The sequence below is a fragment of the Dyadobacter flavalbus genome (genome assembly GCF_006149045.1).
Lineage (GTDB): Bacteria > Bacteroidota > Bacteroidia > Cytophagales > Spirosomataceae > Dyadobacter > Dyadobacter flavalbus.
In genome coordinates this window covers 1-24,322 of sequence record NZ_VBSN01000038.1, presented here as the reverse complement: position 1 = coordinate 24,322, position 24,322 = coordinate 1, and the positions used below count along the sequence as shown (strand labels likewise).

Sequence of the window (24,322 nt, the reverse complement as noted above, 5' to 3'; positions counted from 1 at the left end):
TAAAAACTGGTATATTTTTTAACATGCAAAATGTACTTACCTGTTTTTATCACTGTAACCTTTCTTTAACATCCGGATCATGCTTCAAAATTACTTTAAAGTTGCGGTAAGGAGTTTGCTTAAGAACAAGCTCTTTTCATTCATCAATATATTTGGACTGGCGCTCGGCATGTCTTGCAGCCTGTTGATCTGGCTGTGGGTGCGGGATGAAATTTCCTATAACCGCTTCTATCCCAATTTAAGCCGCATCTATTTCCTGCGGTCGGGTTTCGACTGGAAGGGACAGACAGGTGCCGGCATGGCAACGCCCGGACCGTGGCAGGAAGCCATTCAGAAGCAGGTTCCCGAAGTGGCAGCCATTACCAAAATGACCTGGAACCGCGACCTGCTCATCAAAGCCGGCGAAAAATCCACCAAAGAAAACGGGATTTACGCCACCAGTGATTTTTTCAAGGTCTTTGATACACCTTTTATCAACGGGACCGCCGCCAACGCCATTGCACAACCGACTTCCATTGCGATCTCGCGCAAGCTGGCAGAAAAGTATTTCGGTACGGAAAATGCAGTCGGCAAAACGATGAAAGTGGATAACAAGACCAATTTTATTGTGAGCGCTGTATTCGAGGACATTCCGGAAAACGCCACCGAGCGTTTCGACTGGATCATTAATTTCAAGGTACAGGAACAGGACTGGATGAAATGGTGGGGAAATTCCAGCTTTAAAACCTACGCACTGCTCACGCCGGGTGCCGATCCCGTCCATGCCGAAAAAGTCATGCGGCAGGTTATCAAAAAAAGTGCGCCGCCCGAACTGCTCAGCTTTCCATTGCTTCAGCGTTTTCAGGATGTTCACTTGTATTCGGATTATGATGGGCTGAAAGCCACTGGCGGCCGGATCGAGTATGTGCGGGTATTTTCAATTGTAGCCATATTTATCCTGCTCATTGCATGCGTCAATTTTATGAACCTGGCCACGGCACGTTCCGTTAAGAGGGCAAAAGAAGTAGGCGTGCGCAAAGTGGTCGGTGCCGAACGGAAGTACCTGGCCATGCAGTTTCTGGGCGAATCGCTGATCGTGAGCATTCTTGCCTGCATCCTTGCAATGCTATTTGTAATTGCAGCATTACCGTTTTTCAATGAAGTCGTTCAGAAACAGATCACACTTTCCATGTCTGATCCATCCCTGTGGCTTTCGGTTACAGGCTTGTTACTGATTACCGGTCTGGTGGCCGGAAGTTACCCGGCATTGTACATGTCCGCACTGCAGCCCATCCGCATCCTTAAAGGCAGGCTTACTTCTACCGCACAGGGCGCTTATCTGAGAAAAGGGCTGGTTGTTTTCCAGTTTGTACTTTCCATTTTCCTGATTACAGGCATGCTGGTCATCGGACGTCAGATGCACTATATTCAGACCAAAAGACTGGGACTTGACAGGGAAAACGTGCTGTACATTCCGATTGAAGGCGTTCTCATTGACAAGCTGGAAGTCGCACGGCAGGAAATCATCAATTCCCCGTTCGTGATGGCAGCTACGTCCACCGGTTCCATACCAACCAGCATTACAAGCAATTCCGGTGACCTTGACTGGCCAGGGCGCGACAAGGATCTTGACAATATGGTCAATGCGACTTTCGTCGGATATGACTTTGCAAAAACCATGAATATTAAAATGATTGACGGAAGGGATTTTTCAAAAGACTTCGCTGCGGACACGGCCAATTATATCATCAATGAAGCCGCTGCCCGAATGATGAAAATGAAAGATCCGGTCGGAAAACAGGTAACATTCTGGATGGGAAAAGGAACGATTATCGGCCTGATGAAAGACTTTCACCTTTCCACTTTCCATGAAGCGATCAAGCCATTGATTTTGGTTAATTACAAAGGCATCAACACCGAATACCTGATGATCAGAGCGCGTCCCGGAAAAACAAGGGAAGCCCTCGGCCATGTTGAAAAAGTGGCCAAAAGCCTGAATCCCGATTACCCGTTTTCTTATCACTTCCTCGATCAGGATTATGAAAAAATGTACCGTTCCGAAATGGTTGTCAATACGCTGATCAAATGTTTCGGATTGCTGGCCATTGTTATTTCCTGTCTCGGCCTGCTCGGACTTGCCGCTTTTACCGCTGAGCAGCGCACGAAAGAAATCGGGATCAGAAAAGTACTGGGCGCAAATGTCGGCAATGTGGTCGCTTTGCTTTCCAGAGATTTGGTAAAGCTGGTCCTGCTTGCCATCGTTCTTTCAACCCCGCTGGCCTGGTATGCAACCAGTCATTGGCTGGAAAGTTTTGTATACCGCATCGATTTGTCATGGGAAATCTTTGTAATTGCCGGCGCCATTGCCATTGGCATCGCTTTATTTACAGTGAGTTTCCAAAGCATCAAAGCCGCGATTGTAAATCCGGTAAAATCCCTGAAAGCAGATTAGCAAATCCGGCCTTGAAATCGGATATTTTCCGGCCAATTGCTGACGGCTGAAAGCTTTCAGCGGTTGGCTGTTTGCTTTTAGCTGAATGGCTGTCTAAGGAGTAACAGGTTATAAAAACTGATCATCCGGGCTAATTTCAGGCAATTAAATACTATACATCAAATGTCTGTTTTCAGCACGCAGTCCGCATCCGTTCCGGAGCATCCGGAAAGAAATTGAAGGGGTTGCACGTTTCCGCCTGAATCAGACGGAAACGTGCAAGCCCCGTACATTGCGGTACCGGTTTTTATTTCCCTGCAACTTCTCTGGTTTCCAGCAGGCGCACCGGTCCGATCAGACCGGATGGAAGCAGTGGCGCATCTGCCTTATAGAAAGGGATGGTTGTAAATGTAACCTTGTTCGTTACCCCGGGCTGTGCGTCGCCGATCAACCGGTTTACCCACAAATTTGTCACACTGATTTGCAAAAGGTTTTCACCCGGTTTCAAAGCATTTGTAATGTCTATCCGGAAAGGCTTTTTCCATACTGTACCCATCCTTTTTCCGTTTACGGTAACCTCGGCAATGTTTTTCACATCGCCCAGATCAAGCACGTATGAACTGTTCCTGCCGACTGTTTTCAGCATAATCCTGTTTTCATAACCGGCAGTACCGGAAAAGTATTTTATTCCAGTGTCGGCATTTTCCGAAAGTGATACGAGCGTTTTGAAGGTAGCTTGCGGCGGAGCTCCCCTGCCCTGCTGAAAACGGACTTTCCAATTGCCTTTTACAACCGCCACTTCCGATTCCGTAACCGCAGGCTTTGTAAAGGAAGTTGCCGTACTCTTGCCTTCAAAAATGACAAAAGAGGCTTCCCAGGATTCAAATTTTAAGGGGATAACGGTCCGTCCGTCCTGAATACGATACGTTATTTTCTCCATTTTACCCGTTTCCGGATGCCATAGTTGCGGCACTTTTCCGGTTACCCGAAAGCTGATTTCAGCTTCACTGGAATTTTCGCTTCTGTTATCCAGCCAGTAAATGTCAGCATCCGCGGTCTGGCGGTGTACGTAAAGGATTTTAGATCCGGCTCCTGAAATGTCCACATCTTTTTTTATTCCAAGTTCATTCAAAACCGCATCTACCGGCTTTACTGAAACATTCGGGTTACTCCAGATTTCATTGACCATCGTTGTAAATTCCGCAGCATTGTCGCCGAGGCCCGGGCTGTATTCCGGTTTTGTGCCGGCTACTTTCATGCCCGCTTTGACCAGTTCACCCAGTTTTTTCAGTACGGGCAGAGTCATAGCTTTTGCAGTAGAATCCAGCACAAGCAGGCGGTATTCCTGACCGCTTGGAGCCACTATCTTTCCATTTTCGATTTTCATTGCCTCTTTGATAACCGTTGCATTGGCAAAATCATACGCATAACCCGAAGGCATTGCTGGTAGTTTTTGGGCAAAAACCTGCGTTATGTTGTTGTTTTCACCATAGTAATACAGAATATCGACAACCGGTTTTCCCTGCTGCAACAGAAAACAGCTTCGTGCGAGATAATCCGTCCAGACTTTTGCCTGTTCTGCCCAGGTTTCCTGCCTTGTAAAATACTGCCCGAAAGGCCCCAGCGAAATCCCGGGTTTTTTATCATCCAGCGGCTGATGTACGGAAGTATGAACCACAAAGCGGTTCAGTCCCGAAGCCATTTCCAGATCTGCCGTCCGTTTGAGTTTCTCCGGATGCCAGCTGAATGCATTGCCGACAGAAGTCATCGATTCGGCGGCTACAAGATTCTGTCCGTAAATATGCGCCACAGACGCAGCTTCCCGAATATCGGCTTCACTGCGTACTTCTTCGTCGGCACCGCCCGCCAGGCTGCCGGGCGTCCACATCGCGGACATCGGAATATCGGCTTTTCTTTTCACGTCCATCCCGTCGGCCAGAAAAATGCGCCCGTTTTCGTGCGATTCGGTATAGCGTTTCATTCCGCGTGCGTGCAGTGCGTCGCCGATGACCTCATAGTGATTGGCAACAATCATTTCACCGATTGTTTTCCGGAAATCCCAGAGAAATTTTTCACTTGCCTCGGCACTTTGGATCACACGTCCCGTCAGTACGGGAATCCATGGCGTAATGGAATAACCGCGGCGTTTTCTGAATTCTTCCGGCATCGCCTTCGTCCACGTCATATGACCTGCTTCGTAACTATCCAGAACCATGTGGCTCAGTGCCTGCGCACCGAGTTGTCCGCCGGTTGCATCCTTGTACATGTCCAGATACGTTTCAATGTATTTGCCAACGGCAACTTTGTCCAGCTTATCCACTTCCAGACCGGTTGCTTCCGGAGAAGCCGGGTGATTTTGTCTGCCCGTCATCGAGTATCCCAGGCGCAGTACAATCCAGTTTCCTGCGGGCGGTGTCCAGCTGAGCGTTCCGTCCGCAGCCATTCTGGAAGTCAGATCCACGATTTCTGTCATTGGAACGGCCTCTGCATCCTTCCTGACCAGTGTATGCGTATTTTCTTTCCACGGACTGAAACCTGCCTTTTCTTCAAACAAATCCACACGGTCAGTATTGTGAAGCACAATTTCAGCAACCTGCACACCTTCCGGTTTGGGCGTCTCCTGCTTTCCTCCAAACATTTCGGCAAACGGATTGCCTTGCGGCTCCAGTGTTTTGAATGTAAACCGGAAATATTTTGCCGTAACCGGCACAATACTCATCGTATTCTGGGGAACGGTACTGCCTTTGATCGCCACGACATCCCGGAAATTCACGCCGTCATCACTCACTTTCAAGGTCCGGTTATCGGGTGCACCTCTGAATTCCGCCAGTTCTCCTCCGCTGCTGGCGCCTGCAATCGTGAAAGCCTTAACAGTTTGCGGATTGTCAAAGGCATACTGAATCCACATGTCCTGCCCTACTTCCATCGGCGGCAACAACGTCGATTTTGCCAGATCGCCATCCGTCAGTCCGGCAAGGCTGAACGTGCCGCCGCTTGATGATATTTTCGGATTCAATGCCTCTAACTGTATTTCCGTTGCCGGCAAGCGGTATGCAATTACTGCTGCATCCGCATAAAAAGTCTTTTTCTCACCCACGGGCATATCCAGCATATTGTTTCCCATCGGCACATTCTGAAAGCTTCCTGTTGTATTGGGCGGTAATAAGAGTTTTCCTGAAAACGCCTGTCCGCCGGTCAATCTGGTTTCTGTCCATACGTACTTCTTCATTGCATCACTGGCTGCAACCCACGGACCACCCGTTACGCTCCATCCCGGAGAGGCCGCAATGGTCATTTCAAGGCGGAGTTTTTGGGCAAGATCCGTTGTGTGCCTGAAAGCGTCTTTCCATTCCGGCGTCATGAACACCAGCTTCTTAGGTGTAACCTGCGGTGTAAAAAGACTGGCGTCAAAATTCTGAAAACCGCCGATGCCCACACGGTCCATCCATTCCAGATCTTTGGTAATTCCTTCTTTCGTAATATTCCCGTTCATCCAGTGCCACCATACGCGCGGCCTTGCGGCATTCGGCGGTGCCTGAAAACCTTGCTGCAGTACGGATGGCTGTGCAAATGCAAGTGCCGGAAAAAAGATCCAGGCCAGGATAGTCACTTTTTTCATGGAAAATCGATTTGGATGATAAACCTGATGACGCAATCAGAACTGTATTCAAAAGCAGATTTCTCCGTCAACTTACCTGTCGAATTGATGTTTGTTGTTGCTGGCTATTGGCTGTTGGCTGCTGACTAAATTCCACTGACTTAAAGCAAATGGCCACTGGCTACCGGCACCAAATCACCAACTCATCATTAACAGCCAAACCACACATGACTACACATGACTACGCATGACCATTAGCAAACAATAGCGACTAATTGGCGAACAACTTATGACTGCTTGCAAACAGCCAAAAGCCATCTGCAATGGAAAAAAGTGTGTTTATTTCAAATAACTAAAAAAATAGTTTTGAAACTAAATAAATAGTCTTACATTTGATCTTACAATCCTATCAAAGTTTAATACCATTTCTACATCATGGAAATCCGCACATTGACGCGCGCCGAAGAAGAAGTAATGAGGATTCTCTGGCAATTGAAAAAGGCATTTGTTAAAGACATCCTGGCCGAAATGCCTGAACCGAAACCGGCTTATAACACGGTTTCAACGATTATCCGCATCCTTGAAAAAAAGGAAGTCGTCGGATATACGGCTTACGGGAAAACGCACGAATACTTTCCGCTTATCAGCGAAGAAGAATACAAGCGGCACGAAATAAAACAATTGATGGTCAATTATTTTGACAATTCACTGCCCAATCTGGTCTCCTTTTTCGTGAAAGACAATGATCTGAAAACAAAGGATCTGGACGAAATCATGAAGCTGATCAACCGGCATAAAAACGAACAATAAATCTGCACGCCATGGAAATGCTATTGTACATCGGCAAAGTGAATCTGTACTGGGTTCTGCTTTTGGCCTGTTACCGTTTGATGCTCCGGAACCATACCTTTTTCCAGTATAACCGCATTTATCTGCTCGGCTCCGTCGTTGCCGCATTTGCATTGCCCTTTGTGATCTATCCGGCCGATGCACCGCCTATTCCGGTTATTTATGAGGTCAGTACCACCATGGCCGATATTTCCTTTGTACAGCAGGAGCAGCAGCTTTTCACCTGGATGGATGCTGTTTGGGTAACGTACCTGACAGGCCTGGCTGTGGCGGGTTATATCCTGCTCCGGAATATTTTTCAGCTGCGCAGGTTCATCAGATCCGGTGAAATGATTGAGCTCGATGATTGCTCGGTGGTGATGATAAATTCCAGTCATATCGGTTCTTTTTCTTTCCTGAAATGGATTGTAATCAACCGGAACGATTACGAAAGTCATTTTGACGACATTTTGTCGCACGAAATGATCCACACCCGGCAGTGGCACAGCGCAGACATCCTCTTTGTCGAAATCATGAAAGTACTTTTCTGGTTCAGCCCGATTCTGTTGTTATACAAACGGGATTTACAGGAAGTGCACGAATTTCTGGCAGATTCCAAAGCTTCCAACCGTGAAAATTATGCACGGTTTCTGGTAAGCTACACACTGAACGTGCCAGCCGCTTCCTTGACAAACCACTTTTTCAAACCATCTCAAATTAAATCCCGGATTCAAATGATTTACAAAAACAGAAGCTCGAAATGGTTGCTGGGCACTTACCTGGCAGTTGCTACGCTGATCGGCGCTACCGCTGTGCTGGTGGCAGGATGTGAACAGAAAGACGACAAGCAGCCGGAAACGGCCGATGCAGGCGAAGAAAAGATGCCTGAGAAGGTTTTTACCGAAGTGGACGAAACACCGGAGTTTCCAGGAGGAGAAACGGCCATGTTCCAGTTCCTGGGAAAAAACGTCAAATATCCGACAGCTGCAGCAAAGGCGGGAGTTCAGGGGAAAGTCTTTGTTTCCTTTATAGTTAGTGAAACGGGCGCAATCCAGAATGTAGCAGTTGAAAAAGGCATCGGCTTCGGCTGTGACGAGGAAGCGGCCCGGGTAATCAAAAGCTTTCCGACCTGGACGCCCGGCAAGCAAAACGGAAACAAGGTAAATGTAAAACTCACCCTGCCGATCCACTTTATGCTGGAAGAAAACGCATCTGAAAAACTTTCGACCGCAGGCATCAAAAACAATCCGTTGTACCTGGTCGATGGTCAGGAAATGAAGAAGGAAGATGTGGCAAAACATGTCCCTCCTCACAGAATCGCTTCCGTCCGTGTGATCAAGGATGAAAAGGCAGTGGCTGCTTACAGCAGCAAGGGAAAGAACGGAGTCATCGAGATCAGCACAAAGCCGGCCAAACCGGACGCAGCCCGGCAGGCTACCATCGTGCATATTTCCGATCCAAGCAATACAGAAAGCAAAGCGGCAGTTAAAACAGACAAGCCTGGTCCGGGTTCTCCAACCGACATGAAAGTGCAGGTTAAAGAAAAGGAATCCCTGTTTTCCGAACCCTTGTATATAATTGATGGCGTAAAACAAAAACGCGGCTTTATCACGAAAACGCTTGATCCTGAAAAAATCCAGTCGATAAACGTACTGAAAAACCAGAGCGCCACTGCGCCATACGGGAATGAAGGCCGGAACGGCGTGATCCTGATTACCACCAAGAAAAACTAGGATATGGAAATGGCATTACCGTTCCATGAATTACCAATTCAGCTGGCCAAACTACAATGCATCAACAATTAGCCCAACACGCTTATTTCAAAATAAATATAATAAAGATGAAGCGCCTGAAAACAACTCAGAAGTAATTCACCAATCACCACTTCATGACAATTTCTGACAGTTCACTTATGACGATATCATGACCTTTATGACAATACTTATTTCTGCATCAATCCCGACACAATGTTGATGCTCAGGGCAATAATGACTGTATTGAATGCAAAAGACAACAGGCTATGTATCAGTACCAGTCTTCTGATTTCTTTGGACCGGACCGAAACATCCGAAACCTGAAAAGTCATTCCCAGAACGAATGAAAAATAGGTAAAATCAAGATAATCAGGCTGGTCATCATCCGGAAAATCCAGTCCGGCGGACACCTCAGTTTTTTTGCCCCGGTTGTTGAGATTACGGTAATAAAGATGGGCATACCGCATGGTAAAAGTTGTGTGAACCAGCCACCAGGAAGAAATTACACATGCCAGCGATAACATGATATGGCCGTCAAGATCAGCTTGCGATGCAGTTTGGCTGCTGCTTTGCAACAAGATCAGTATGGCAAAAATGCTGGCAGATGCGGCAGTTACCGTGAATAAAAAAATGAGAGTTCTGCTGGAATCCTGCGCATCTACTTCTTTTTTGACCTCAGCGGGATGTGAACTCAGGATCGTTATCCATGAAAGCAAAAGGCTCACCAGAGCATAAGCAAGCCACGTCAGCATGATATGCACGGGCATTGAAAATTTCCCGTTTGATACAAAGGAGGCAATTAATCCGGAAAAGAGAGAAATATATAATTTATGATGCGCATCCAGCCTGTTTATCCATTTCATGTAAAATGCAGTTCAATTTATGCCATGCAGCGATTGGCGATCAGCTTTCCGCTTTTTGGAAAGTGGAAACATGAAAAACAGCAAATTGTAAAAACCAATTGGGTCCATTCCGTTTTACTGGTTATTGCCAAGACAGCGTAATGTAATCCCTAATGTAACCGGATATTCCAAATGCTGAGCTGATTTCTCCTTTTCTTTACAAAATTCCTGCATTTCTAGAATAAAAAAATCATTCAGATCAGGAAATTGTCCATTCAGGTTAAAACCCGGCAAATCAATTACTGATCAGCATACACACCATCCACGCCGGCTTGTGCAACGATATGATCATTCTCCACCGTGCTTCCTGAAACGCCGATTGCTCCTATAATGGTACCGTTACTGTCCTTAATCGGCAATCCTCCCGGAAAAGTAATCAATCCCCTGTTGGAATGTTCAATGTTGTAGAGCGGTCCGCCGGGCTGGGACAATTTTCCGATCTCTCCGGTCGGCATGTCAAAATAACGTGCGGTGCGTGCTTTGATCTGAGCAATTTCGACCGATCCAAGCCAGGCATTGTCCATCCGAACGAAAGCAACCAGGTTTGCGCCGGCGTCAACAACGGCAATGTTCATCAATGTACCTGTTTCTGCGGCCTTCGCTTTGGCAGCCGTAATTGCTTTTTCTGCTTGCTGTAATGAAATATTCATTTGGAACGTGGTTGATTGTAAATGAGACGTTGAACGACTGTTTTTTAATCCGGACCTGCCGGTGAATCTCGTTGCACACTAAAATTGCCGTACCAAACAGCGCCTTTGGTCCTGAAAAATTTTATGGGCCTAATCCGGACCAAGGTTAGTGGAGGATGGCTTTGGAAAAGTTAATGTTATTGCAAACTGGTTTTTCGGGAATTAAAAAAGATTTCTGAGCTGATCTGAATCTATTTTCCTAACAGATTCGGCGGTTATTATTCAACGGTAATACTTTCTTATGCCTAACTGGCAGACCGAATGCGGGAACATTTTAAAAATAGCAGTAAGAAATGCATGAAAAACAAGCATCAAATTTTCTTACAGTAACATAGCTGGCAAAATTTTAGTATACAAATTTGTAAAACACAACCTGCTTATGCTTCATCAAAAAACCATTGACGACCTTCTGAGCATTCATCAAATTTATCTGGAACCGGATGTGACCAAATACGAACGCGGACGGGAAATCCTGACCAAATATCCGCATGCAGAGCATATTGAGGTAGAATCCCACTGGAAAATACCCGAACTTTTCGGCTTTGAAGGTTCGGTAGACGACTGGCTCTGGAACAAAAAGAATGTGCTGATACTTGGTTTGAAGAAAGGGATTGTTTGCCGGCCAAATACGCGCAGCTCACACTGGATTGCACCTTCACAGTCCAACGGCTGCACAATGTCGTGCTCATACTGCTATGTGCCGAGGCGTAAAGGTTTTGCCAATCCTATTTCTATTTTCGTCAATATAGAGCAGATTATGGGGCATCTGCGAAGGCATGCAGAGCGTCAGGGAACAAAGCCGGAACCCGATGAAACTGACCCAGAATACTGGGTGTATGAAATCGGTGAGAACGGCGACTGCTCAGCAGATGCAGCCATTTGTGACAATGTGAAAGATCTGATCGGTCTTTACAGAGAGCTGCCCAATGCCAAGCTGACATTTGCCACCAAATTTGTCAACCGGGAGATGCTCAGTTACGACCCGCAACTGAAGACGCGCATCCGGTTCAGTCTGATGCCGCATCAAATGTCACGTCTGGTGGATGTCCGCACAACGCCTATCAGCGAGCGCATTGCGGTTATGAACGATTTTCATGAAGCCGGATATGAGGTCAATGTCAGTTTTGCGCCGGTAATTTATTATGATGGCTGGCTGGATGACTGGCATGCGCTGTTCGAGGAAATGAATGATGTTTTGAATGAACAAACCAAGGCACAGCTCGCAACGGAAATCATTTGCCTGACGCACAATGACCGCCTGCATGAAGTAAATCTTGGCTGGCACCCCAAAGCGGAAGAAGTGCTTTGGAAACCTGAAATCCAGCAGGTCAAGTACAGCCAGACCGGTCAGCGAAATGTCCGATATAAAAATAACGTCAAGAGAGAGATGGTTACGGAACTGGTCGATGCTGTGAAGACACAGCTTCCATACTGCAAAATACGTTATGCATTTTAGGAAATTGGCATTTATCTATTTCCGGATCAGCGTAAATTACAGATCAGCTGGATAGAACCGGAAAGATGCTTTTACCGGACACGCAGCGCTATGCAAGCGCTGCACCGAGTTTTCAGAAGTGCTTAAAGTGCTCGTAACGAAATAGTCAGGTTAAAAGGAGAATGAACGGGAAAGCCGCTGATCTTGATCGATGAGCGGATTTGCCATTTATAAAACAGTAACAAGTTACTTCACAAAATATATTCATGAACAAATGCACTAGTAATCAAAAAATTAAAAACCAACATAGAGCTATTTTTGTGCAAGTCCCTTTATTGGATAGCTATCATGATGAGAAATAGCGTTTCAGGATCATTTCGGTTATTCCTGTTGGTACTACTAAAACCAATCCAGATAGTCAGTAGCCGCGTTTTACTATATCTTTAACCACAATCGGAGATAATCGGTCATCGTCGCTTTCACGCTTCATTAATATTCTGCCCTTTGTAAAATCCAGTACAATCACGATCAGGGATCATTGATCGCTCCAACTTCTCCTATGCTCTTTTTTGACAAAAGTCAGGAATGAAGTTCCGATTTGTGATAATAAATGCCAATTCTCAGCAAATACAATCCTTATTAAAGTAAATATCTGGTTACTAGTTTGTTACACATATTTTTACTTTTACTTAAATTATCTTATCAATGAGAAAATATGTAAATTAATAGAAAAAAGATAAATATGTTAATAACTCTACATTCGTAACATCATGAACTCCAGACTTTTACTTACCGTTTTGTTTTTGCTGCCAGGGGTTTTAATTGCCCAGCGCATGGAACTGTTAAAAGACATTAACCAGGATCAAACCAGCATTAGTATTGACCGAAGTGTTATAGCTAATAATATGCTGTTTATGAATTTGTATGAGGGAAATACTTATAAGCTCTGGCGAACAGATGGTACAACTGATGGCACAATCCAGTTAACAGACGATCAAACTTTAAGTGGCGGGCACCTTATAAGTGTAAACAGCTATGTCGTTTTTTCCAAATTCTACAAAGACACAACCTGGTTATATCGTAGTGACGGCACGGTCGAGGGTACTTATGCTATCCACAAAACGCCTTCTTCCATATACAACCTGATTGCAGATGTAAAAGGGACTATATACTTTTCTGTACGTATATCTTACCCCGGTAATCGCTTTGGTCCAGAGTTGTGGAAGACGGATGGAACTGCTGCCGGAACAAAGCTGGTCAAAGCCTTAGGCATTTATGCGGACGGTGAACCACATCTAAACGATATACCACAACTATTTGATTTTTTTGACTTCAACGGAAAGCTTTCTTTTGTAATATATATTAATTCAAGTTTAACTTCAGTACTATGGCTAAGTGATGGAACCGAAGCAGGCACCCAGCCTGTGGATACATTAACAAGCGGCTACTCGCAGCCTGTGATTCTGGGAGACGTCATGTATTTTGGCCAAGGTAACGGCCTTTACAAATCCGATGGGAAAACAGTCACAATGGTCAAGGAAGGTCTGAGTATAAAACAGGCACCTGTGGTTATTGGCAAGACCATCTACTTTGCAGCACATGTTGTAAAGGATGGAACAGAGCTCTGGAAGTCTGACGGCACTGCGGAAGGAACGTTTATGGTAAAGAATATCTATCCTAGAACGAGTAATTCATCCTTCCCTATGGATCTGACCAATGTGAATGGAACGCTCTATTTTAAAGCACGAACTGCAAACGGGATACACTTGTGGAAGAGCAACGGCACTGCGGAAGGAACCATTCAGGTATCCAGTACCAAGCTCAGCGAGAGCAGTTACTATCCCTCCGAATTTACTGCTGTTGGAAACCAGATCGTGTTTCCGGATGAATCCGGTAAACTCTATAAATCAGACGGAACAAAAGCAGGAACGCAGCAGCTGACTTCGTTTGGTGTCAGAATCCATGGCCGGCTTGGAAATGAAGTCTACTTTTCAGGCTCAGATGGAAACGGCAATCAACTTTACAAAACAGACCTGACGACAGCCGGTACAAAAGTGATTAGAAACAAATACTCTACAGCAGACTCCAACCCGCGGCAACTCACCGACGTGAACGGCACGGCATTTTTCATAGCTTCTCCTCATGAAGGTAAATTTGACCTTTGGAAGAGTAACGGTACGCCGGACGGCACCATCCAGATCAAAAGCATCCACACAAACAGAAGTGATAATCCGCCCGGTTTACTGACCCCTGTCAAGGGTGGCTTATATTTTGTGGTAAACCGGAACGAACTCTGGAAAAGCAATGGCACAACGGAGGGTACTGTGCAGGTTTACAAGGACAATGATCGATTTGGTGCTAACTATTTCAATGAATTCATTGAGACCGACAAAACGCTTATAATTAAACAAGATGACCATAATCTATGGAGAACGGACGGGACTACGGAAGGAACAAACCGCTTTATAGGTAAAAATTACGTACAGTTTGGCGAGATTTCCGGAATGACGAACGTAAACGAAACCGTATTCTTCGGGTCACTGAAAGAAAGAATCAATCCACTTACCGGTGAATATCAGCGTTATACAGATCTGTGGAAAACCAATGGCGAAACGGAAGGAAGTATCCTGCTGCGGACATTCAAGCCGCATGCAACCTTTAATCCGGTTGCATTTAAAGGTGAGCTTTACTTCGGAGCCTGGGATGAAACCAACAGCGTGGAACTCTGGAAAAGTGACGGGACCACAAACGGCACCAGGGTCGTCAGCCATGTTACCGAAAGTATGGGCAAAATTCTTGAAGAGCCCGGAACCATACTTGCTGCCGGCAATTACCTGTACTACATTACGAATGCTGCCGGTAGCTATCCGCTGGTCAGAACGGACGGAACCCAGGCCGGCACCAAGGTGATCAAAACCCTGTTCCCCGGCATGCATCTGAAAAATTTCAATCTGTACACGGGTTCAGGACTTGTATACCTTACGGCTCACGATTCGGACCATAACCTGGAACTCTTATGGCGAACCGACGGCACCGAAGCAGGCACGTATCAGCTCGGCAGTTTTGATGCATATGAGCCTGGTGATTACACAAGAGACGGGCCGGCCATCCGCATCAAAGGAGAAGTAAACGGCAAGCTTTTGTTTGTGCTGCTCAGCCGGCAACTCAGCAATCAGCTCTGGGCGACAGACGGAACACCGGAAGGCACCAACATGCTTGCGGAAACGGTTTCTAAACCCTTTTATTTCAATTTTGCATCGGCAGTCCGCTACGGAAATCTTTTCTATTTTACCATGCCCGGTCAGCAAACCGGAACGGAGCTCTGGCAAAGCGACGGCACACCGGAAGGCACGCACTTTACTATAGGTCTAAATCCGAAAGGCAGCGAAGTCAATACAGAGCTGGCCGTAATAGGCGGTACCCTTTTGATGGCTGCAAGTAACGGCAACACAGGCGTGGAACTTTACAGATACATCCAGTCACCAGATCAGGATCAAACCGTTTACCCTGTTGCGGACGCATATATACGCAATGTTCCTTATGAGAAAACCAATTTCGGAACCAGCGAAGAACTGGGCGTCAAAGCAGGCAGCCGGGAAGGCTATCAGCGGAAAACATACCTGAAATTCCCCCTTACCGGCACAGGCAACGTCACATCGGCAAAGCTCAGGGTTTATGGGTATAATGACCAGAATGAACAAAATGTTAATCTTTCGATAACAGGCATCGAAAACGACAACTGGACGGAAACCGGTATCATATGGCCCAATGCACCCTCGGTGACAGGTGAAATTCTGGATTCAGCCTATGTTAATCATCTGCCGCGTTATCATGAAATGGATGTTACCGGCTTTGTGCAAACGCAGCTTGCCGGAGACAAAACAGCCACTTTTGTACTGACCGATCCTACCGAGAATAATATTCGTCTGTTTCTGAGCAGCCGTGAAAACAAGGTAAATCCTCCCGAGCTGATCCTGTCCACTCAAAGCAGTTCCGGGGCAAGAATGGCAGCATTGAACGAACCTGAAATAAAGCGTAAAGATGCCTCGGTACTATACCCCAACCCGGTCAGGGACCGGTTTTCCGTTCAGCTTTCTGAACAGCACAAAGGCACCGCGCAGTTCATGCTCATTAATCCAAATGGCAAAACCCAGCAGCTTAATGCAGCAAAAGACACTGCAATGATGCAGATCGATATCTCATCCATGAAGCTGACAGCTGGAAAATACCTGTTGCAGATCAAGTCTGAATCACATCAGGAAACACTCAATGTGGTTGTTTCTAACTGATAAGAAGTATTGTAAATAGTACTTGTTTAACCTCTAACAGCGATTTATAAAAGTATTTATCAAAGCCTAACGTAAAACTTACTTCTTCTCCCCATCAGCAAAAACGATTCAGCCAGACTGGCTTGTACACCTGATTTTACAGTCACACACTATGCTATCGTATCGATATGCAATTGCCTAGCCATGGAGCATGATGCCTGAAATGGGCTTGTGAATCCGTAGTGCTGGGATTGCAAAAGCAGGCACTTTGAAGTCCATTGTTTTGACAATACGTAACGTTTAACTCACCATTTAATCATAGAAAACGATGAACAAAATTGTACTTTTTCTGGCCTTTTCACTGATCAGTGTACAGGCCCTGCTGGCGCAGGAAAGCGGGCTTGTAAAAGATATCAACGTGACCCGCTCTGACAGCGGCTTTGTGATCCATGAATCTATTGCAGCGGACAATATGATTTATATGATTGCTGATAATGGTCCCGTTAAAAAGGGATTATGGAAAAGCGACGGCTCGGCAAATGGGACAGTGCTGGTCAAAGAGTTCCCGGGTGCCGAGTTTGTAGGCAGCCTGAGCGCGTTTGACGGCACGGTTTATTTTGTGGTGCGCCCTGTTGCAAGCTTTTATGAATTAAATTTATATAAGAGCGACGGAACCTCCAAAGGCACAATCCTTTTTCAAAACCTGACTACCATGCCGTATGCAAATCTGAATGGCACCTTGTATTTTTTTAGTACAACAGGGTTAAGGAAAACAGATGGAACTGCTTTCGGGACGGTATTACTGAAAAAATTCACCTTGAATAATGAAGTTTTAAAGGAGGCAGTCGATGTCAATGGCACCGTGTTTTTTATCACCATTGAGAACGGAATTTATCACAAACTTTACAAATCCAACGGTACCGAAAATGGCACCGTAGAACTCAAAGATAATCTGACTGGCGCTATAAAGGTTTACTCTTCGCTTGTGGCAATTGGCAGCGATGTATACTTCAGTGTTTCCAATGCGCAGGGAACCGGCTTGTACAAGGTCAGCAATACGGCCGGAGTTACATTGGTCAAGGCATTTTCATCTGGTGTGCTTTCCCTTACCAGAATAGGAAGCAGCCTGTATTTCACTGCCAGTAACGGCACTACTGGCAATGAACTCTGGAAAACCGATGGAACCACAACCGGAACGGTTCTGGTCAAAGACATTAATCCCGGCGCGGCTTCGTCGGAACCTTCCATGCTGACTGCCATAGCGGGACAGCTTTATTTTGTGGCGAATGACGGCGTGAACGGCCCCGAACTCTGGAAAAGCAACGCTACTGCTACGGAGCTGGTCAAAGACATCCGGCCGGGCAGCGCAGGCTCGGATATCCGGGAACTTATTGCCGTAGGCAGCAAAGCCGCCTTTGTTGCCAATGATGGCTCAGGCGAAAAGCTCTGGCAGAGCAACGGCAACGTTTATGGCACCAAGTTACTCGCTGAGCTGACTGCGTCCCGGCTGCTGAACGTCCAGGGCACCCTGTACTTCAACGGCAACACAGGCCGCGGCCCGGAGCTTTTCAACAGCACCATAGTCACAGGCGGCACCCATGCCGTGACCGAGCTTGCCAGACCGGGATCCATGCCGCTGGGTTTTACCCAGGTCAACGGGGTTTCCTACTTCACGGCTGATGACGGCATTCATGGCCGCGAGCTCTGGAAAACCGATGGCAGCGCAGCCGGTACCATGCTGGTCAGTGATATTGTCAGCGGGGCAAACAGCTCTTATCCCGAGCAGATCACGAATGTAAATGGAACCGCTTACTTTGTAACCGGAAAAGGATCACAGGTGCACAGTCTTTGGAAAAGCAACGGAACCCAGACGACGACCATCAAAGTAAAAGACTTCACCAAAGCAGACACGCTGCAAGGGCTGATCAATGTAAATGGCACCCTGTTCTTCGGGATCGTCAATGGCAGCGGCAGCATGCAGCTTTGGAAAAGCAACGGCAGTACAGCCGGCACACAGCTGGTCAGAACCTTTGCCCAAACACCTACCTTTTTTCCTGTAACGATGAACGGGCTCGTCTTCTTTGGTGCCTATGACGGCATCAACAGTGTAGACCTATGGAAAAGCAACGGTACGGCAGCAGGAACCGTGCTGGTCAAGGATCTGGCAGTCAGCCGGAGTAGAAACAATGTTGAAGGCCTGTATACTTCCATTACCGTAGCAGGTAACCTGGTTTATTATATTGTAACGGATACCGAAGGCTTTGCCCGGAGAAACCGCTTGGTTAAAAGTGATGGCACTGCAGCAGGGACAACGTTCATTACAAAAGTCAACTCTTCATTTTCTAAACTCACAACAGTGAACAACCTGGTTTTCTACCTGGCCTTTCATGGCGGGGATGATTACGATGGAGAAGCATTATGGAGAACGGATGGCACCGAGCAGGGAACCTTTTCAGTGGCAGGTTTTCAATTTTACGATTACGACCGGATCAGCACCATATTTACACATAACATGCTGGCAGTGAATGGAAACTTCTATTGTGTACCTAAAAGACAGGAACAGTTATGGAAAAGCGATGGTACAGTGAAAGGCACACAGCAAATTTCAAAGATCGGCTCAGGAGAGTATGGGGCATCTATCCAGCTTACAGCCAGTGTAGGAAATACCTTGTATTTCAGCGCATTTGATGAAACCCACCGGCTTAAACTCTGGAAAACCCAGGGTACAGCCGGATCCACCAGCCTGGCTTACGATTTAAACCCGAAGGGCTCCACGCTGTTCTACGAGATTGCTGCCTTAAATAACCAGCTTTTGATATCGGCCGATAATGGCCGGTACGGCGCCGAGCTTTTCAAAATCAAGACAAACACCGAAAATTCCATGCTCATCAATGCAGGCGGAGCAACCTTCACGGCTTCCGGCGGAAGGAAGTTCAGTGCGGATCAGCATTATGAAGGCATAGACCGTACCAGCTCGGTTGCAGGCGGGGATATCCTCCATACAGACGATGATGAACTGTACCGCTCAGGCCGCTGCTCGCCATCATTCAGCTACAACATTCCGGTTCCAAACGGCAAGGTAAATGTGATCCTGCACTTTGCTGAAATCTGGTACGGGGTGCCGGGCAAAGGGGCAGGCGGAGCCGGAAAAAGACAATTCAATGTCACCATGGAAGGCAGCCGCAAACTGACCAACTTCGACATCTTTGCCGCTGCGGGCGGAGCCATGCGGGCAATTCAGAAATCCGTTCCGGTTACGGTTACGGACGGCATGCTCAGCATCGACTTCACGAGCGGCGCAGCGGATATGCCCAGAGTATCGGCGATTGAAATTGTACAGACAAGCCTGGCTTTGAAGCCGGTTGCAGACGCCTATGTACGCAATGGCACATACAAAAATCGAAGGTTTGGCTATGCTGCCAGCCTGGAAATAAAGAACAACAACGATGCCGATGATCTTTCAACAAGACGCTCATCTTATCTTCGGTTTCAGCTCCCGAAAGCAGCCATCACCTCGGCCATACTGCGGGTGTACGGGCATAACCATGAAAACAGCAACGAGGTTTCCGTTCATGCATATGGAGTCGATGAAAACAGGTGGGGAGAAGAATTGATTTCCAATAACAACGCGCCGGAACCATTCACGCCGTCCCTGGGCTATGCAGTGGTCAATGAGGTATACAAATACTATGAAATAGATGTGTCCGGTTACGTGAAAGCGCGCCAGCAAGCCGGTGAAACAATGGTGAGTCTCTTCCTGGAAGATCCCGACAAACGAAATACCCAAGTGGTTTTTAACAGTAAGGAAAACAGCGACAACCTTCCTCAACTGATCGTTCAGACGCCTCCTGAAAACAGTAACGTGGCCCGGTGGAATCAGGAAGCTATTGCGCTGGAAACAGCACAGGATGCGCAGGAATCTGCGGTTTACCCCAACCCGGTCAAAGGCCGGTTTACCATATCCGTGTCCAGCCGGCACAGCGAAGATATTTCCCTGTATCTGCTAAACAGTACAGGCCAGAGCGATCCGGTTATTACACTTCAAAAAGCCAGGGCCGGACAGAAAGCAGAAGCCGATATTTCCGGTCTGGCGATAAACCCGGGCATATACCTCTTGAAAATACATTCAGCAGCTGCAACAGAAGTCCTCAAATTGCTCGTAACGGAGTAGTTAGCTTAACGGAAAAAGCAGCCATTGAAATGAAAACACAAGAGCCGTTCATAGTGCGTTATGGACGGTTCTTTTTATCATACACCAGGCGTATGTTACCGGAACAGGTTTACCGTTTTTTGTTCGCAAAGGTTAATACAACTTTTAACATATACTGCGGTAAATATTAACATCTTGTAATGATATATTTCCCAAATGCCTGATGATCAAAACATACGTTATTCAACAATGTATTATTCGGCTTATATCTCGAAAAGAAGCCTTTTAAATAACCCTTAACTAGTTTGTTCTGACAATACATGATGAATAAAATACGTTCGGCTTGGATGTAATCTTTAAACCAGATGGGAGAAAAGGACAAAGGAGTAAGATTACGTCATGTAGTCCAGCAGCAAATCCGGGTCTTTGATGTTGTATTTCCGACAACCTATTCCGGCAGAATACCGTAAAATGAATAAGTTTATATCCATGTACTATCAATGTGTAGTCCGGCTTAGGCTCTCAATCTTATTTTGTCAAATCGGATTGAGAGCCTTTTTGATCAGTTCTTTTTGACCCCGTGAAACCGGAACTGAGCTCCTTCAGTAAGCATTCAAAAATCACCAAATTCTTTCTTCCCGCTGGTTATCCATTTTCTATTGACCAAATGAGACAAATGACAGTGCAGAAACCCGTAATCTTTCAGGAGTTCTTTAAAATCATAAATAGGCTTGCACACCAGCAAAGCTTTACAATCAATGGTTAAAGTAGAAGATTAACTCATTGACTTCGGACGAGCAAGACGCTGTTTCAAATACCATTGGCTGGCTACGGCTCAACTTATTTAACAACCCTATCCGTTTACGGGTAAGTTTTAAACCATGCCGGTATCCGAGCCTCCGCCTGAAAACCCGTTTCCATTGTCAATAGGTTATGCAAGCTTTATTTACTAAAACAATCTGGATTTAAGCTGCTAATCAATAGCTTGCTGTCCGCTTTGATAACGTGTCAATCACCGGCAGTACCCGTTCAGTTTCATTTTCAAGTTCGCCTAAAAGCTCCTGTACTGTTTGTGGGTCATAGTGATCCAGGTGTTCAAGCCGGGCAGCCAGACTGGTGATTACAGGCATGAAAGCAGATGCTGCTGCACCTTTCAGTTTGTGCCCTGCTGCCCTGATCCCGCTCAGGTCCCGGCGAATTTGGTGCTCTTTCAATTCGGTCAATCCTTTTAGCAATGCCTGCCGGGTCAACAACAAAAACTCCGCTATAAATGCATAGTCCTGCATGTACATTTCATCGAGTTGCTGAATATCGAAGCGGCTGGATGCAGGATCCGGATCGGGCTGAGCTGTTTGCTGGTTACGGCCATTTTCCTCGGTTAAAATGCTGAGGTTTTCTTTAAACCCGGATTTAAGGATGTACTTCCCAATTATATCCCTGATTGTTTGCTGAGCAAAAGGCTTGGTGACAAAATCATCCATTCCGGCCTGAATGCATTTTTCCTTCTCCCCTTTCAGGTTACCGGCCGTAAGTGCAACGATCGGAATATGCCCTGCTGCTGGAATCTGACGAATCTGCATGGCCGCTTCGTAGCCATTCATCTCCGGCATCTGAATATCCATAAAAATCAGGTCCGGCAATTGCTGCAGGCACAATGCCAGCGCCTCAGCGCCATTTACCGCCTCGATAATCCTTGCATTTACAGCAATTTGCCCGATAACTGTTTTAGCCAGGAACATGTTAACAGGATTGTCTTCGGCTATCAATACCGTAAGCGGAATGTCAATAATCTCCCGAACAGGTTCTTTGGCCGGAAGCTTTGGACTTTCCTTCTGGGAAAGTCGCGAAAGCGCCAGCGAGATATCCCCTAAGCTGACAGGCTTTAACAGGCGGTAATTGACCCGTAGTTCTTCACACCCTTTTATAACCATCGCATCATCGGCTGAGCTGTTCAGCAAAACAACCGGAAGCTCAGCCGGTGAGAATTCCTCCCGAATCTTCCGGATGGTTTCCAGCCCGTCCATATCCGGCATGTGATAATCCATCAGCACTGCATCGTAAACCGCTCCTTTGGAAAGTGCGTCCAATGCTTCATAGCCATCCCTGGCCAGGAACGTGTTTATTTTCAGGTATGCCAGCATCTGTTGCAGGATCATGCGGTTGGTCGCATTATCATCGACAATAAGCACATTTTTGATATGGTCTGCATTTTCCCAGATGATAGGCGCACCTGGCTCAGCCTTCATGGTCAGGTCAAAATAGAAAGTACTCCCCATTCCGGGAACACTGCTGAGTTGCAGCCGGCTGCCCATCATGGCCAGCAGCTTGTTGGATATGGTCAGCCCCAGGCCGGTACCACCATATTTTTTGGTCGTAGAGCCGTCCTCCTGTAAAAAAGCTTCAAAGATCTTGTCCTGCTTTTCTGCCCGGATCCCGATCCCCGTATCCCGGACGGTAAAACGGCAGGTCAGCTGTCCGGTTTCTGCCGGATCATAAGCCAGCATATTGATCCGGAGCTCGATTTCACCCTGATCCGTGAATTTGGATGCATTGCTCAACAGGTTGATCAGCACCTGTTTCAGACGGACTTCATCGGTCCATATAAACCGCGGCAGGCCGGCATCCATATTCAAAAGCATTTCCAGGCCTTTGCTTTGCACGGGAAAGGATATAATGGCCGCAGCCTGGGCAGCAATTTCATAGATGTCACACTTTTCCTTCTGCAGTTCCAGTTTGCCCGCTTCAATTTTGGAAAAATCCAGTATGTCATTGATAATGCCCAGCAAGGCATGGGCAGACTTATTGACAATGTCCAGATAATTTTTCTGGGTTTCATTCAGTTCTGTCTTCAACACCAGATCGGTAAACCCGATCACACCGTTTAAAGGCGTCCGGATTTCGTGGCTCATGTTGGCCAGAAACTCCGACTTTGCCATGCTGGCCTGCTCGGCATGCAACCGCGCCTGGTTTAATTCCTGCTTCTGAATGGCTATCAGCGTTACATCCTGCACAAAAACCATTATCCCTCCAATAGCTGATTTGTCGTACCAGGGCCTCACCTTCCAGCTCACATGCTTGTCATGCGCCCAGCCATCGGGCCTGTATACCTCCTCCCCATCGGAAACAATCCCGTCCAAAAGACATTTCTGATAGATGTCCTTCCATTTGCCCGTTCCGGCACCAAAGATCTGGTCATGGTCAAGGCCGCCATTATGGCCGCTTGCCAGGCTGTACTCCTGCTGCCATTTACGACTGGTGGCAATGTATTTGAATCCGGTGTCGCACATGGCCACCGCAGCGGGCGTATGCTCAACGAAGGCCCAAAGCCGGGACCTTTCTGTGGCGAGTTCCTTTTCTGCTTCTTTTCTGCCCGTTAAATCAATCGCAACGCCCAGGTACCCCATGATCTGCTGTTGATGACCGAGAATCGGCGTTACGGCGAGCAAGACTGGTCTAAGCAAACCCTCTTTTGTTCTATAAGTCCATTCCCTGGTTTCGGACCCTTCCCGCTGCGCTTTATGGATAAGAACCTGAAAGCCTTCAAGGGGCATTCCGTACTCGCTGCTTAGCTGGCTGCTACGCTCACGAAGCTCGTGCTCCACATGTACGAGGTCAACTACAGCTTTCCCGATTACCTCTTCCGGCTTGTAACCAAGGAGCTTTTCGGCACCCTGATTGAATACATTGATAATGCCTTCGGTATCGGATGCAATGATACTGACCTCGGAGGCTGCACGGAGCACGTTGCTCAGCAGGCTTCTGGACTGAATTATCTGCAACTCGGTTTTTTTCTTTTCATCAATGTCCTGAAAAGTGCCGTAAAGCCGGGTGCATTTGCCTTCTTTCATCTCGGCATTTCCAATCGCCCGTACCCAGATTTCTTTGCCCTTAGCTGTAATCAACTGCAATTCCACATCATAACTCTTGCCCTGGGTTATTGCATCCTGAACGGCCTGCCGGATCTTTTCCCTGTTCTCCCCTTCTTTAAAGAAACTGATTCCTGTTGCTACATCCGGCTCATAGTCCGCATCAATTTCATGAATTTTGCGGGTGATCTCAGTCCAGTATACTTTCTGGCTTGCAAGATCTACTTCCCAGCCTCCGATCCGGGCCACTTCATTGGTCTGAAGCAGCATATGTTGTGTAGATAACAGCTCCTTGTGCTCTTTCCGCTTAAAACCTGGACTAGTTAAGCAGCGATTTTAAAGATAAAATATTCTTTTGGTGTCTTCATTTTTAGAGCTGAATGGGGAGCGAAATTATTGTAGTCATCTACCCAATCTTGAAT

12 protein-coding genes are annotated in these 24,322 nt (G+C 46.7%); 6 read left to right on the top strand and 6 right to left on the bottom strand.

Annotated elements, in window-relative coordinates:
• Positions 1-79 precede the first annotated feature (79 nt).
• Positions 80-2,431: an ABC transporter permease gene (locus FEM33_RS11960; RefSeq protein ID WP_139012256.1), complete on the top strand. Its 2,352-nt coding sequence runs from the start codon at positions 80-82 to the stop codon at positions 2,429-2,431.
• A gap of 286 nt (positions 2,432-2,717) precedes the next feature.
• On the opposite strand, the gene FEM33_RS11955 is transcribed toward FEM33_RS11960, so the two are convergent.
• Positions 2,718-6,029, bottom strand: a complete 3,312-nt coding sequence (locus tag FEM33_RS11955) for a glycosyl hydrolase (protein WP_139012255.1) — start codon at positions 6,027-6,029, stop codon at positions 2,718-2,720.
• 414 nt (positions 6,030-6,443) lie between these two features.
• On the opposite strand from FEM33_RS11955, the gene FEM33_RS11950 reads away from it, so the two are divergent.
• Both FEM33_RS11950 and FEM33_RS11945 read left to right on the top strand, forming a co-directional pair.
• Positions 6,444-6,818 carry a BlaI/MecI/CopY family transcriptional regulator gene (locus FEM33_RS11950; RefSeq protein ID WP_139012254.1) on the top strand — a complete coding sequence of 125 codons (375 nt, stop codon included), beginning with the start codon at positions 6,444-6,446 and terminating at the stop codon, positions 6,816-6,818.
• An 11-nt stretch (positions 6,819-6,829) separates the two neighbouring features.
• Positions 6,830-8,569 carry a M56 family metallopeptidase gene (locus tag FEM33_RS11945; RefSeq protein WP_139012253.1) on the top strand — a complete coding sequence of 580 codons (1,740 nt, stop codon included), beginning with the start codon at positions 6,830-6,832 and terminating at the stop codon, positions 8,567-8,569.
• 209 nt (positions 8,570-8,778) lie between these two features.
• Here the strand turns inward: FEM33_RS11945 and FEM33_RS11940 are convergent, their stop codons facing one another.
• The gene (locus FEM33_RS11940; RefSeq protein ID WP_139012252.1) at positions 8,779-9,453 is read right to left on the bottom strand and encodes a DUF1345 domain-containing protein; all 675 of its coding nucleotides are present in this window, start codon (positions 9,451-9,453) and stop codon (positions 8,779-8,781) included.
• A gap of 278 nt (positions 9,454-9,731) precedes the next feature.
• Positions 9,732-10,142 carry a GlcG/HbpS family heme-binding protein gene (locus tag FEM33_RS11935; RefSeq protein WP_139012251.1) on the bottom strand — a complete coding sequence of 137 codons (411 nt, stop codon included), beginning with the start codon at positions 10,140-10,142 and terminating at the stop codon, positions 9,732-9,734.
• A gap of 418 nt (positions 10,143-10,560) precedes the next feature.
• Here FEM33_RS11935 and FEM33_RS11930 point away from each other — a divergent pair, with 418 nt between their 5' ends.
• The 3 genes from FEM33_RS11930 to FEM33_RS11920 all read left to right on the top strand — a co-directional run bounded on the left by FEM33_RS11930 (position 10,561) and on the right by FEM33_RS11920 (position 20,055).
• Positions 10,561-11,637 carry a spore photoproduct lyase family protein gene (locus FEM33_RS11930; RefSeq protein WP_139012250.1) on the top strand — a complete coding sequence of 359 codons (1,077 nt, stop codon included), beginning with the start codon at positions 10,561-10,563 and terminating at the stop codon, positions 11,635-11,637.
• Between the two features lie 749 nt (positions 11,638-12,386).
• On the top strand, positions 12,387-15,905 hold the full coding sequence (locus FEM33_RS11925) for a CBM96 family carbohydrate-binding protein (RefSeq protein WP_139012249.1): 3,519 nt from the start codon (positions 12,387-12,389) through the stop codon (positions 15,903-15,905).
• Positions 15,906-16,212: 307 nt separating this feature from the next.
• Positions 16,213-20,055 carry an ELWxxDGT repeat protein gene (locus FEM33_RS11920; RefSeq protein ID WP_139012248.1) on the top strand — a complete coding sequence of 1,281 codons (3,843 nt, stop codon included), beginning with the start codon at positions 16,213-16,215 and terminating at the stop codon, positions 20,053-20,055.
• A gap of 592 nt (positions 20,056-20,647) precedes the next feature.
• Here the strand turns inward: FEM33_RS11920 and FEM33_RS27040 are convergent.
• The 3 genes from FEM33_RS27040 to FEM33_RS27035 form a co-directional block, all read right to left on the bottom strand.
• A complete protein-coding gene (locus tag FEM33_RS27040) occupies positions 20,648-20,773 on the bottom strand; it encodes a LytTR family DNA-binding domain-containing protein (protein ID WP_374756429.1) in 126 nt (41 codons plus the stop codon).
• A gap of 238 nt (positions 20,774-21,011) precedes the next feature.
• Positions 21,012-24,170 carry a response regulator gene (locus FEM33_RS11910; protein ID WP_139012247.1) on the bottom strand — a complete coding sequence of 1,053 codons (3,159 nt, stop codon included), beginning with the start codon at positions 24,168-24,170 and terminating at the stop codon, positions 21,012-21,014.
• Between the two features lie 53 nt (positions 24,171-24,223).
• Positions 24,224-24,322: an integrase core domain-containing protein gene (locus FEM33_RS27035; protein WP_374756432.1), complete on the bottom strand. Its 99-nt coding sequence runs from the start codon at positions 24,320-24,322 to the stop codon at positions 24,224-24,226.